This window comes from Citrobacter sp. Cpo037, assembly GCF_030332945.1.
Classification (GTDB): domain Bacteria; phylum Pseudomonadota; class Gammaproteobacteria; order Enterobacterales; family Enterobacteriaceae; genus Citrobacter; species Citrobacter portucalensis.
This window is the reverse complement of record NZ_JAOWGW010000083.1, coordinates 101,162-114,692: the sequence shown is the minus strand read 5'-3', so window position 1 is coordinate 114,692 and position 13,531 is coordinate 101,162. Positions and strand designations below refer to the sequence as shown.

Here is a 13,531-nt window from a genome sequence, read left to right as displayed (position 1 = left end):
TAAAAAGCGAGTCGAAAGAAAACCTTTTTAAATAATAACCGTGATAATTGTCCTTAAATAAGTCAGTTACGGCTGGCTATAGTGGGAAATGGTGTACTTGAGCCGGGTGTTATTTTTGCCGAGTTTTCTGGCAATATTGCTTTTGTACGCCCCGATGGTTTTTTCACTTTTTTGTGATGCCCCGGCGATTTGTGTCAGTGACCATCCTCGGGCAAGCATCATCATTACGTTGAATTCGTTTGCTGTGATCTTATTTTGTAATGCTTTGATATTGTGTTGGTTATTGTTCTTTGTGATACGTGTAACGGTATGGTGTAGCCGATCAAGACTGGCATCTTGATCAAGAAACAGCATGTTCTTCCCACAAACGGTTTGAAAAAGAGTAAAAGTAGCTTCATCTGCCAAAACAATAATTTTGGTGACAGGTCGTAAAGCCATGTTGCGGATAATCCTGGCATATTTTAAAAAATTTGATTTGTCAGGATTAATGATGATGCAATCCGTTTCATAAGGAAGCATTTTGACAGCAGAGAGCGTCTGGGAGGAGTAATACGCGATATCAATATATAATGATGAGCCACGTAGGATTTCTCGCATGCCTAGCCAAGGGTAAATGACTCACCCAAAAAAATAGCCTTTGACATAACGATCTCCTTGAAATTTTGGTGCAAGCAGCCGCCTCTTTTTGTAGGTTAAAAAAGAGTTTCTTGCGACGCGTGAAATGTTAATTAAATCTCGTATAACGTTCTGTGCTGTGAACGTATCCTTATTAATTTCAGATAAAACAGATATTTTCTGTATTTATTAGAATCATTAACTATTCTTAAAGTAGATATTACACTTTGTTAAAATTTAAGATAAATCGTTTATTTCAGCTCTGCGTAAATGATTGATAGATTTCGCTTATGAATCGCGTGAATAATGATTGAGTGATTTCTATAAAGGCAGGGTATTCCTATCCATTGGGGTGGGGATTTACATGAAAAACATTATATTTCAGATGGATACCCGTTTTTCTTAATGGGATGACTGGTGAGTAGGAGAATTCTTAATCAAGACCAGGACAAAGAGAAGGGACGTCGAGAGGAAGAGAGAAGTATCGCTAAATTTGCAGTTATCGACCTGAAATTCGAGTATTCAGGTTGATAATTCTTAGTGTTGTGATTTTTTTAGGGAATTATCCTATTTTTGTCTTTTTGTGCTTAATTTTAAAAGCTCACTTGAAGAGGTTATTTTTTCTGATTGCTATTGCTGATAGGGCTTAGCCCGCCAACAGTTCCTGTTCTACCTGATGCACCTGCTGTTCCAGCGTATTGCGGATTTCCGTAAGCGCCCGTTGTTGATCGGAGAAGTAGGCTTCTTTATCTGTCACGGAGGTGGCAAGCCGCCAGGCGTTCTCGGCTTCCAGTTCGGTAATCTCTTTGAGCAGCGCGTTAATTTGTTCTCTGAGCTGCTGTATTTTGCTGCGTAAATGCTGCAAATCGTTCAATCGGTCACTCGCCATCATCGGTTCGAGGCCGCTTTGCAATTGAGTCAGTAGCGCCCGGACGGTGGCAAGATCGGCATTTTGGCGCGCCAGGTTAAGCTGCACCATCATCTGATGCGCCTTCTCTTTCAGATCATCAGCTACCACGTCCGGGTGGCAAAGACGGCTGGCCTGACGCCACAGGCGTTTTAACTCATTACGTTCATCAGAGGAAAGCCGCTGGTCACGGCTAAAACGATGCTGTGCATCCTGCTGCTGCTCCTGATATTCATCATATTCATGGCTGGCCTCTTCCTGTGCCCGACGGGTTGCGCTGTCGTCCTGGCGGGAAAAGTCGTTTTCCAGCTCACGAATCTCCGCCAGAAGGGCGGTAATCAGTTCAGTTTGCTGCTGAATACGTTGGCGTGTTTCCACCGATTCGCGCGAATCTGAATTTTGGTGTATCCAGTGCTGCTTGAGCCTTGCCAGTTGATCAACAGCCTGGGAAATATAGTGCTGACAGGATTGATAGTCTTTTTCCCGGCGTTTTCGCTCCGCTTCCTGTTTGCGCTGGGCGCTGGCGGCGAGCTGTTTACGCAGTTCGAGAATGCGGCTCATCAGCGGTCCAAGACGAAGGTGATACAGATCGTTGAAATCATCGAGGATTTGAATGCGCGTGTTGCGCTTATCGATCAGGTCACGCAGCTGTGTTTCGAGCGCTTTGAGTTCCAGCTTACTGGCGGCAATGGCTGGATCCTGCCACGTAGAGACTGCTCGTTGAGATTGCAGCCAGGCCGATATTTCACGCAGGGCATCACTAAAGCGTCGTTCTTCGATCGCCTGCACAATGGTGCCAGGTACGACTGACAAAGGCTCATTTTTAAGATGCGCCACCTGCTGGAAAATAATCTCCTCATCTTCCAGTTCAATAGCGCTTTTGACGATTTCCAGTCGTTTGATGATCTTATTCATGACAGTCATTGCCTGGCCTGGCTAAAAAACGAGTGGCTGAAGTACAACAGGTTCACCCGTTTGAAAATGTTAGAAAAACAGTAAAGCGCATTCTGTGGCCTGCGATGCCTTTTCGTCCAGAATAATTCACTGTAATTATGAAAAACCGGAAGTCGCGCGCACCTGTCTGCATATTCAAACCTCTGTTTCATGTTTTTTACTCTCGGGTAATAATTCTTGATTCAGTAAAGATAATGCGTATAGTTCTCATTCTCTTTTGTTATTAACTCCCTGTATTACTTCTGGTAAGGATCCCGACAATGAAAAAAACAACATCCGCGCTGGCATTGCTGATTGCTGCGGCGTTAAGCGGTTGTGCGGCGCATACCACGCCAGCCAGCAACGCCAGCGTTACGGAAAAAACAGCGCAACCTGCCGTCAGTGATGTGCAACAACGCGCGCTGGCGGATGGGTTATATGAAATGGCGCTTAGCCCGGCAGGGGATGCGTTGTACGTTGCCAGCGCCGAAGGATTTAAAGATGTGCAGGGCGGCGTGGTTTACAAGCTGGATCCAAAAATGCTTAAAACGCTCGGCTTGAGTCATACCGATATGAAAAACTTTGGTATGGCTATCTCGCCTGACGGTAAAACAGTGTATGTCACCAACTCACTGGATGGTGGCCTGAGCGCGCTGAATACCGCTGACGGCAAAGTGAAAAATCGCGTACTGTTCCCGGAACGTAACCCAGAAGGTTTCCCGTATGGTGCGCGCCAGGTACTGCTGCATAACGGTTTGCTCTATATTGGTGCCGTGGCGGATCCGGCGGTGATTTGGGTGGTTGACGCTGAAACCCTGAAGCTAAAAACCCGCATTAAAAATACAGGCAAATGGATGACCGGACTGCATTATTCCGAGGTGACGCAGCGAATTTATGCAGCTAACGGCGGCGGTGAAATTCTTGTTATCAACCCGCGTAATCAGCGCGTAGAAAAACGCTGGCAACCGCTGGGGGAACAACCTGCGCTGTTGCTGAATATGGCAGAGGACGCACAAACTGGCCGCCTGTTTGTCACCGACAACTCGAAAGCGAAGACCACCCTGGTGCTGGATATCCATACCGGTAAGCTGCTGAAAAAATTGGATGTGGGTGATTCGCTGGCGGTGAAATTCAACGCAAAACGCAACGAAATCTATATTACCCAGCGTGATTCAGGGAAATTACTCAGCCTGAATGCGACCGATTACAGCGTGAAGAAAAGCTGGGACTTACCGCCTAACCCTAACAGCCTGCTGCTCTCGGCGGATGGGCAAACCCTGTTTGTCACCGTGAAACAGAAATTTAATAAAGACCACTCCACCTCTGCGCCAGATAACGTGGTGCGTATCGATCTGAATAAATAATAACAACATGTTGCCGGGGGCTCTCCGGCAACGTCGTCAGACTTTTAATGGCATGGCTATGGACAACACTAAAACATACGCACTCTTAATGAGAAAAACTGTGCTGGCCGCAACTATTGGCGCGCTTTCCGGCACGGTGAATGCTGCTGAGACCCCCACGGAAGCGGAAGAGACCATTGTGGTGCAGGCCGCAGAGAGAAGTGATTTTAAACCCGGTGGAGATACGTTACTGCCCGCTTTTCTCGACGGTCAGGTTGCTAATGGCGGCAGGCTGGGGATGCTTGGTCAGCAAAATGCCATGGATGTACCATTTAACGTTATAAGCTACACCTCAAAACTGGTCGAAGATCAGCAAGCTAAGACCGTTGCCGATGTTGTCGCCAATGACGCGAGCGTGCAGGCGGTACAAGGCTACGGTAACTATGCAGAGACATACCGTATTCGCGGTCTGAAACTTGACGGCGATGATATGACCTTTGGTGGATTATCTGGTGTGCTGCCGCGTCAGGTGGTGGATACGCAGATGATCGATCGTGTTGAAATCTTTAAAGGCGCGAATGGATTACTCAATGGCGCTGCCGGTAGCGGCGTTGGCGGAATGATTAATCTTGAACCCAAGCATGCAGACGATACGCCGATCACACGCCTCGGTATGGATTACACCAGTGACTCACAGGTGGGAACGTCGCTCGATGCCGGACGCCGTTTTGGTGACAATAACCAGTTCGGTGCTCGTGTGAATCTGTTGCATCGTGAAGGGGAGGGGGCGGTTGACGACGATAAACGTCGTACCACGCTGGCATCACTGGGACTGGATTACCGTGGCGACCGTTTCCGCAGTTCATTAGACGTTGGGTATCAGAAAAAGACGTTTCACGGTGGCAACATGGGGATCAATATTTACTATGTGCCATTTGTCCCCGATCTGCCGAAAAATACGCACAACTATAGCCAGAGATGGGGTTATAGCGATATTGAGAATGAGTTCGGGATGGCGCGCACGGAATATGATCTGACCGAGAACTGGACCGCTTATGCCGGTTTAGGTGCGCAGCACGCGCATGAGATTGGCTTGTACAGTGCTCCGGAAATATACAACCAGGCCGGTGATGCGAAAGCCGGACGCCTTGATACCAATCGTATTATTGATGCGTTCAGCGGGATGGCAGGACTGCGCGGGAATTTTGATACGGGTTTTGTGTCGCATAAGGTTAATGTAGGTTATTCCGCCGTCACTAAAGAAGACAAAATCGCCTGGCGCATGGGGTCACGTGCCGCGCGCCCGGACGTCAATATCTACGATACACAGAATGTACCAAAACCGGCGGTGACGGCGACGGGAGGCAACTATAGCGATCCACTAACCAGTGGACGTACGCGTAGTCAGGGGCGGTTACTCAGCGATACGTTGGGTGTGCTTGATGATCAGCTTCTGTTTACCGTCGGCGCGCGCCACCAAAAGGTCGTGGTGCGTGATTACAACAAAGAAACTGGCGCTGAAAACGTTAAGAACAGTTTTGACGACAGCCGCTGGATGCCGACGTACGGTGTTGTATACAAGCCGTGGCAGGAACTCTCCCTATACGCGAACCATACCGAATCGTTACAGCCAGGCAGCACCGCGCCAAGCAGTGCAGTGAACTACGGTCAAAGCACCGGAATAATCCATGCAAAACAGAATGAGGTTGGGGTCAAAACAGACTTTGGACGTGTAGGCGGTTCACTGGCGCTGTTTGAAATCAAAATGCCGGTCGCACAGTTGGATAGCCAGACCCGGTATTACGCAATCAACGGCGAGCAGCGTAACCGTGGTGTGGAGCTGAATGTTTTTGGTGAGCCGATGTTAGGACTGCGGCTGAATGCCAGTGCAACGTGGCTGGATGCGACGCTCAGTAAAAATCAAAACGGTGTCAACGACGGTAAGACGGCAATCGGCGTACCGGACTTCTATGCGGTGCTGGGTGCTGAATATGATATTAAACCTGTTGAAGGACTCACCGCGACGGCGCGGCTGAACCATTCTGGTGCTCAATATGCCAACGCGGCAAATACCAAGAAACTCGACAGTTTTACCACACTGGATTTAGGTGTGCGTTACCGTATGTCACTCAATCAAAACCAGAATCAGATGATTTTGCGTGCAGGGGTTGATAACGTCACCAACGAGAATTATTGGTCAGGTATTGATGATACCGGGACTTATCTGTTCCAGGGTGAGCCGCGCACGCTGAAGGTTTCCGTCAGTTACGACTTCTGATTTTTCTCCCGAGCCTCGGTGCGTTGGGCAAGGAAGCCCGGCGCATCCAATCGATTATTGCGCCTTGCGACAACCAGGTTGAAATGTTAAAAGAAGCCCCTTCAATAAAAACGACACAGGGGAAGGGCGTGAAAAACGCGTCAACTGCATCTGACACCAGCGTGTCTGATGCCGCGTCAACGAATGAGCCGACGCTTCAGCGGGGGTTGCAAAACCGCCATATTCAGTTAATTGCACTGGGCGGTGCAATTGGTACCGGCCTGTTTTTGGGCATTGGCCCGGCGATTCAGATGGCGGGACCTGCGGTGTTACTGGGTTACGGTGTTGCCGGGATCATCGCTTTTTTGATTATGCGTCAACTGGGCGAAATGGTAGTGGAAGAACCCGTTTCCGGATCCTTTGCCCATTTTGCCTATAAATACTGGGGACCGTTCGCGGGTTTTCTCTCCGGCTGGAACTACTGGGTGATGTTTGTGCTGGTCGGCATGGCGGAACTGACAGCGGCCGGGATCTATATGCAGTACTGGCTGCCCGATGTCCCGACCTGGATTTGGGCCGCGGCATTCTTCGTGATCATCAACGCCGTCAATCTGGTCAACGTACGCCTGTATGGCGAAACGGAATTCTGGTTCGCGCTGATTAAAGTGCTGGCTATTATCGGCATGATTGGTTTTGGTGTGTGGATGCTGTTTTCCGGTAACGGCGGGGAACATGCAAGCATCGATAACCTGTGGCGTTACAACGGCTTTTTTGCTACCGGCTGGAACGGATTAATTCTGTCGCTGGCGGTGATTATGTTCTCCTTTGGCGGGCTGGAGCTTATCGGAATTACTGCCGCAGAAGCGCAGGATCCGCAAAAAAGCATTCCGAAAGCGGTAAACCAGGTGGTGTACCGTATTCTGCTGTTTTACATCGGTTCTCTGGTGGTGCTGTTGGCGCTGTACCCGTGGGTGGAAGTGAAATCCAATAGCAGCCCGTTCGTGATGATTTTCCATAATCTTGACAGCAACGTGGTGGCTTCTGCGCTGAACTTTGTCATCCTGGTGGCTTCGCTGTCGGTGTATAACAGCGGCGTCTACTCTAACAGCCGTATGCTATTTGGTCTCTCGGTTCAGGGGAACGCGCCGAAGTTCTTAACCCGCGTCAGCCGTCGCGGCGTACCGGTGAACTCACTGATCCTTTCCGGTGCGATTACGTCGCTGGTGGTACTCATCAACTATGTGCTGCCGCAAAAGGCCTTTAGCCTACTGATGGCGCTGGTGGTGGCGACGCTGCTGCTGAACTGGATTATGATCTGCCTGGCACATCTGCGTTTCCGCGCGGCGATGCGTCGTAAGGGACGTGACACGCAGTTTAAAGCGCTGCTATATCCGGCAGGGAACTACCTGTGTATTGCTTTCCTTGGCATGATTCTGGTGCTGATGTGTACGATGGATGAGATGCGCCTGTCAGCTATCCTGCTGCCAGTGTGGATCCTGTTCCTGTTTGTTGCCTTCAAACTGCTGCGTCGTAAGTCCCGCTAAGTTTCTACCGATCTTGTTATTACCGATCCCATCGTCAGGATGGGATCGGATCCTCACTCAACGTTTATCGTGACCGTTCTCGCAATTTTGTTGCTGCTGACAGGATCTTTATTTTGTAATCGATTACTTTTCTATTGAATCTATTTTGTAATCGATTACTTTTTAAGGGTGGGGCAAAAAATGGTGTCAACAACCGAAAGTAGTGGAAAACAGAGCGTACAGTACCGGCTGCTGGTGCCCCGGCTGTCGCTAATGATGTTCTTACAGTTCTTTATCTGGGGAAGTTGGTCCGTCACGCTGGGGCTGGTGATGAGCCAGCACAACATGTCGCTGTTGATTGGCGATGCGTTTTCAGCCGGGCCCATTGCCTCTATTCTGTCGCCATTCGTCTTAGGGATGCTGGTAGACCGCTTTTTTGCCTCGCAAAAGGTGATGGCGGTGATGCACCTTGCTGGCGCGGCAATCCTGTGGTTTGTTCCGCAGGCATTGATGGCGCAAAACGGTGCACTGTTGATTGGTCTGCTGTTTGGCTACTCGTTGTGCTACATGCCAACGCTGGCGCTTACCAACAATATTGCTTTTCATAGCCTGTCGGATAAGGACAAAACCTTCCCTGTGGTACGGGTGTTTGGCACCATTGGCTGGATTGTCGCGGGGATCTTTATCGGTGTAACCGGAATTTCGGACACCACCGGCATCTTTACGCTGGCGGCGATTATCTCTGTGATTCTGGCGCTCTACAGCCTGACGCTGCCCAACACGCCTGCACCGGCGAAAGGACTGCCGGTGAAAGTTCGTGATCTGTTTTGTGCGGATGCTTTTGCCTTACTCAAGGTCCGTCACTTTTTTGTCTTCTCGCTCTGCGCGACGCTTATCTCTGTACCGTTGGGAACCTATTACGCGTATACCGCGTCGTTTCTTGCTGATGCGGGCGTCGGCGACGTCAGTACGGCGATGTCGTTTGGTCAGATGTCTGAAATATTCTTCATGCTGGTGATCCCGTTCCTGTTCAGACGTTTGGGCGTGAAATACATGCTGTTAATCGGGATGTGCGCCTGGTTCGTGCGTTATGCCTTCTTTGCCCTCGGCATCAGCGAAGAGGGCCGATTCCTGCTGTATCTCGGCATTCTGCTGCACGGCGTGTGCTACGACTTCTTCTTCGTAGTCGGCTTTATTTACACCGATCGTATCGCCGGGGAAAAAGTAAAAGGTCAGGCGCAAAGCATGATCGTTATGTTTACCTATGGGATCGGTATGTTGCTGGGTTCGCAAATTTCAGGCGCACTGTACAACCGGCTGGTGGCGGGGCAAACCGTGCCTCAGGCGTGGACCACATTTTGGTGGATCCCGGCAGTCGCTGCCGCAGTGATTGCCGTGATTTTCCTTTTCTCTTTCAAGTATGACGACAAAGAGCAGGCGTAATTTTCAGGAGGGGTTATGAAAACCATCAAGGGACCTGGCATTTTTCTGGCGCAATTTATCGGGGATCGCTCGCCATTTAACACCCTGGAGGGCGTGGCAAAATGGGCGGCGGAGCTGGGCTATAAGGCATTACAAATCCCGTGTAATCACAAGTCGCTGTTTGATGTCGAACAAGCTGCTGTAAGTCAGGCCTATTGTGATGATATTCGCGGAATGCTGGCCGGGCATGGGTTAGTGATTAGCGAATTATCTACCCATCTTGAAGGTCAACTGGTTGCCGTCCATCCGGCTTATGATGACGCTTTTGACGGATTTGCTCCGCCGTCTGTACGCGCTAATCCGCAGGCCAGACAGGCGTGGGCCATCGAAACCTTACACCAGGCCGCTGCGGCTTCACAAAGACTGGGGCTGACGGCACATGCCACGTTTTCAGGTTCGCTCGCATGGCCTTTCTTTTACCCGTGGCCACCGCATAATCGTCAGCGCTTTGAAGAGGCTTTTCTGGAGCTGGCGCGTCGCTGGAGACCGATTCTCGATCGCTTTGATCATCATGGAGTGGATGTTTGCTTCGAGATCCATCCCGGCGAAGATCTGCACGATGGCGTGACGTTCGAGCGTTTTCTGGCACTGGTTGATAATCATCCTCGCTGCAACATTCTCTATGACCCGAGCCATCTGTTATTGCAGCAGATGGATTACCTTGGGTTTATCGATGTCTACCACTCGCGTATTAAAGCTTTCCACGTCAAGGACGCTGAGTACCACGCCAGTAGCCGCAGCGGTGTCTATGGCGGTTATCAGCCGTGGCTCGATCGCGCCGGGCGTTTCCGTTCCCTTGGGGACGGGCAGGTTGATTTTAAAACGATCTTCAGCAAGCTCACACAATATGATTTCCCTGGCTGGGCGGTGCTGGAATGGGAGTGTTGCCTGAAAGACGCGCAAACCGGGGCGAGTGAAGGGAGCGATTTTATACGCCGCCATATTATTCCGGTTTCTGCACGCGCATTTGATGATTTCGCCGCTGGCGATGAGGTACGCAAATGATACAGGTTGGCATTATTGGCAGCGGATTTATTGGGCCTGCACATATTGAGGCATTGCGTCGACTCGGCGGTGTGAACGTGGTGGCGCTCTGTGATAGCTCGCTGGCGGTTGCCCAGGAACGCGCAGATGCTCTTCATATTCCTCATGCGTACGGCAGCGTTGAGGCGCTGCTGGCGCATCCCGGACTGCGGGTAGTGCATAACTGTACGCCGAATCATCTGCATGCCGACATCAATCGGCAGATTTTACGCGCGGGCCTGCACGTGTTTTCAGAAAAGCCGCTGTGTATGACGCCGGATGAGGCTCGTGAACTGGAAACGCTGGCACAGCAGGCGGGAGTGGTGCACGGCGTGAGCTTTGTCTATCGCCAGTTTGCAATGGTGCAGCAGGCGGCCAGTATGGTCAGAAGCGGCAGCGTGGGCCGTCTGTTTGCCGTTCAGGGGAGCTATTTGCAGGACTGGATGCTGCTGGAGACTGACTACAACTGGCGGGTCGATGCCGCACAGGGTGGGGATTCGCGGGCGGTAGCGGATATCGGTTCGCACTGGTGTGATACGGTGCAATTCGTGACTGGAAAACGTATTGTCGAGGTGATGGCCGATTTGGCTATCGTCTGGCCGGTACGTAAAGCCAGCATTGCCAGTAACGATACGTTTGGCCAGCAAACGGCTGATGTGCAATTTGAGGATAAAGCGGTTACGACGGAAGATCGTGGATCGGTGCTAGTACGTTTTGATGATGGCAGCAAAGGCTGCTTTAGCGTTTCGCAGGTGAGTGCAGGGCGCAAGAATCACCTGAGCTTTGACATTAACGGTAGCCACTGTTCACTGCAATGGGATCAGGAAACGCCGCAACAGCTTTGGGTCGGGCACCGTCAGCAGGCGAACCAGATCCTGACGGACGACCCTGGATTGATGAATGCTGATGTAGCTGCCAGTGCGCACTTTCCGGGCGGGCATATTGAGGGCTGGCCGGATGCGTTCAAGAATATGATGCAGCAGTTTTATCAGGCTGTGTTGGCAGGCAAAATGCCCGCGACGGCAGAGCGTCGATTTGCGTCTTTTTCTGATGGTGCGGATGTGATGTATATCATTGATGCAATTATAAAAAGCCATCAGCAGCAGCGTTGGATATCAGTACAGCGCTAAACACGCATCCGGTTCGCCAGTCGGCGATTTTATGGTAGCCTCAACGCAAAGCGTAAACCGCAGGATGTGTCGTCGTTATGTCTATTCAAAAAATCGCCCAGCTTGCCGGTGTGTCGGTGGCGACGGTATCGCGTGTGCTGAATCACAGTGATACCGTCAAAGCCAAAAATCGCGAGCGCGTGCTACAGGCTATTAAAGAAAGCAATTATCAGCCCAACCTGCTGGCGCGTCAGCTGCGTACGGCACGTAGTTCGATGATTTTGGTGATGGTTTCCAACATTGCCAACCCTTTTTGTGCAGAGGTTGTTAAAGGCATTGAAGAGGAGGCGGAGAAGAATGGCTATCGCATTTTGCTGTGTAACTCCGGCTCGGATACAGCCCGCTCAAAATCGGCGTTGAAGCTCCTGTCGGGGAAAATCGTCGATGGCATTATCACCATGGATGCATTCTCAAAATTACCGGAACTGACTACGCTGATTGGCGATGCGCCCTGGGTTCAGTGCGCGGAATATGCTGACAAAGGCGCGGTTTCCTGCGTGGGGATTAACGATGTTGACGCCGCACAGTCGGTGATATCTCACCTGGTGGATAAGGGCTACCGACGAATTGCCTTAATCAATCATGACCTGAGTTATAAATATGCTCGTTTGCGCGAACGCGGCTATAAAGCGGCGCTGCATGCATTGTCGCTTGAATATCAGGCTGTGGAATATGCCAGTGAATTAAGTTCCAGTGCAGGAATTGCGGCGATGAAAACACTACTTGCCGCAGAGGTGAAACCCGACGCGGTGTTTGCCGTATCGGACACGCTAGCCGCTGGTGCGATGCGCGCTATTTTCGATGCCGGATTACAGATCCCGCAGGATATCGCCGTTGTTGGTTTCGACGGTACGGAACTGGCAGAAATGGTTTCTCCACAGCTTTCGACCATTGAGCAGCCCTCACGGGATATAGGCCGCAAAGCGGTAGGATTGTTGCTGAATAAAATAGAAAATCCTGACGCGCAGACGGAAAGGGTGATGATGGACTGGCGCTATATTTCACGCGCCAGTACCTGAGCTTTATCGCTGAAACGCGCCAGACAGCGCACGAATATCGTTTCCGGTAGGCGACTGATGAATGCGCAAGCCAAACTCTTCGACTACGGCAAATATATGGTCGAAGATATCAGCCTGAATACTTTCATATTCCAGCCAGACCACCGTATTGGTAAAGGCATAAATTTCAATCGGTAAACCATGATCGTCTGGCGCAAGCTGGCGCACCATTAATGTCATATCTTTGCGAATACGCGGATGATGACGCAAATACTCGTTCAGATAAGCGCGAAAGGTGCCAATATTGGTCATCCGGCGGTGATTCAATACCGATTCAGGCGCATCTAATTGCTGATTCCACTCGCTGATTTCCTGGTGACGTGTGGTTAAATACGGTTTCAGCAGGTGGGCTTTATGCAACCGCTGACGCTCATCCTCATCAAGAAAATGGATACTGGTGGCATCAATGCTGATGCTGCGTTTAATTCGCCGACCACCCGAAGCCGACATTCCGCTCCAGTTTTTAAAAGAGTCTGATACCAGTGACCAGGTTGGGATCGTGGTGATGGTGTTATCCCAGTTGCGCACTTTAACGGTGGTTAAGCCAATATCGATAACAGCACCGTCTGCGCCGTATTTCGGCATTTCCAGCCAGTCGCCAAGCTTTAACATATCGTTGGCGGAGAGCTGTATTCCGGCCACCAGTCCGAGAATTGGATCTTTAAATACCAGCATTAACACGGCGGCCATTGCACCCAAACCGCTTATCAGTATTGCCGGTGACTGGCCAATCAGCAGGGAAATCATCAATATTCCGACGAGGATTGCGCTGATTAGCTTGATGCCCTGGAATATGCCTTTTAGCGGCAGTTGCGACGCAGCAGGGAGTTTTTGTGACAGATTGAGAATAACGTCCAGCAGAGAAAACAGTGACAGCAGGGCGTACATCATGATCCACAGCTGTGCGCAGGTTACTAATATTTCTGCGGCTTCGCTGCCTTTCTGTAGCCAGAGTGCGGCCTGTATATTGACAATGATACCCTGCAGGGTGAATGCCAGCCGGTGAAATAACTTGTTCTGCGTGATGATTTGTAGCCACAGGCGGGAGCTGGCGTTGGCGCGCTTTTCAAATGCGCGTAGTACCACCCAGTGTAAAATAACGTGAACAATAATGGCGGTGATAAAAATAATGCCAAAAATCATCACCAGCGAGGTGGTGTGATTTATTTCAATGCCGAGTTCTTCTACCTGAGATATCAATTCCTGCATAATGTCTCCTTA

9 protein-coding genes and 1 pseudogene are annotated in these 13,531 nt (G+C 50.5%); 7 read left to right on the top strand and 3 right to left on the bottom strand.

Translation table 11 applies throughout. The features are described from left to right. Nucleotides 1-66: 66 nt before the first annotated feature. Together OGX94_RS24895 and OGX94_RS24515 are read right to left on the bottom strand one after the other, a co-directional pair. Nucleotides 67-644, bottom strand: a pseudogene (locus tag OGX94_RS24895) (helix-turn-helix transcriptional regulator). 617 nt (nucleotides 645-1,261) lie between these two features. Next, nucleotides 1,262-2,437 (bottom strand): coiled-coil domain-containing protein, encoded by a 1,176-nt coding sequence (locus OGX94_RS24515; RefSeq protein WP_257661460.1) that lies wholly within the window; start codon nucleotides 2,435-2,437, stop codon nucleotides 1,262-1,264. Nucleotides 2,438-2,736: 299 nt separating this feature from the next. On the opposite strand from OGX94_RS24515, the gene OGX94_RS24510 reads away from it, so the two are divergent. The 7 genes from OGX94_RS24510 (at nucleotide 2,737) to OGX94_RS24480 (ending at nucleotide 12,271) form a co-directional block, all read left to right on the top strand. Continuing rightward, on the top strand, nucleotides 2,737-3,819 hold the full coding sequence (locus OGX94_RS24510; protein ID WP_257661461.1) for a YncE family protein: 1,083 nt from the start codon (nucleotides 2,737-2,739) through the stop codon (nucleotides 3,817-3,819). A 58-nt stretch (nucleotides 3,820-3,877) separates the two neighbouring features. Next, on the top strand, nucleotides 3,878-6,076 hold the full coding sequence (locus tag OGX94_RS24505) for a TonB-dependent receptor (protein ID WP_257661462.1): 2,199 nt from the start codon (nucleotides 3,878-3,880) through the stop codon (nucleotides 6,074-6,076). A gap of 128 nt (nucleotides 6,077-6,204) precedes the next feature. Next, a complete protein-coding gene (gene pheP / locus OGX94_RS24500; protein WP_008784036.1) occupies nucleotides 6,205-7,599 on the top strand; it encodes a phenylalanine transporter in 1,395 nt (464 codons plus the stop codon). Nucleotides 7,600-7,779: 180 nt separating this feature from the next. Then, a complete protein-coding gene (locus tag OGX94_RS24495; protein ID WP_257661463.1) occupies nucleotides 7,780-9,021 on the top strand; it encodes an MFS transporter in 1,242 nt (413 codons plus the stop codon). A 15-nt stretch (nucleotides 9,022-9,036) separates the two neighbouring features. Further along, nucleotides 9,037-10,065: a sugar phosphate isomerase/epimerase family protein gene (locus OGX94_RS24490; protein ID WP_063940739.1), complete on the top strand. Its 1,029-nt coding sequence runs from the start codon at nucleotides 9,037-9,039 to the stop codon at nucleotides 10,063-10,065. Further along, nucleotides 10,062-11,213, top strand: coding sequence for a Gfo/Idh/MocA family protein (locus OGX94_RS24485; protein ID WP_257661464.1), 1,152 nt, complete (start codon nucleotides 10,062-10,064; stop codon nucleotides 11,211-11,213). Before OGX94_RS24490 ends, OGX94_RS24485 begins: the two co-directional genes overlap by 4 nt. A gap of 77 nt (nucleotides 11,214-11,290) precedes the next feature. Beyond that, on the top strand, nucleotides 11,291-12,271 hold the full coding sequence (locus OGX94_RS24480; protein WP_003831159.1) for a LacI family DNA-binding transcriptional regulator: 981 nt from the start codon (nucleotides 11,291-11,293) through the stop codon (nucleotides 12,269-12,271). Nucleotides 12,272-12,274: 3 nt separating this feature from the next. On the opposite strand, the gene OGX94_RS24475 is transcribed toward OGX94_RS24480, so the two are convergent. Continuing rightward, nucleotides 12,275-13,519 (bottom strand): mechanosensitive ion channel family protein, encoded by a 1,245-nt coding sequence (locus OGX94_RS24475; protein ID WP_003831160.1) that lies wholly within the window; start codon nucleotides 13,517-13,519, stop codon nucleotides 12,275-12,277. Nucleotides 13,520-13,531 lie beyond the last annotated feature (12 nt).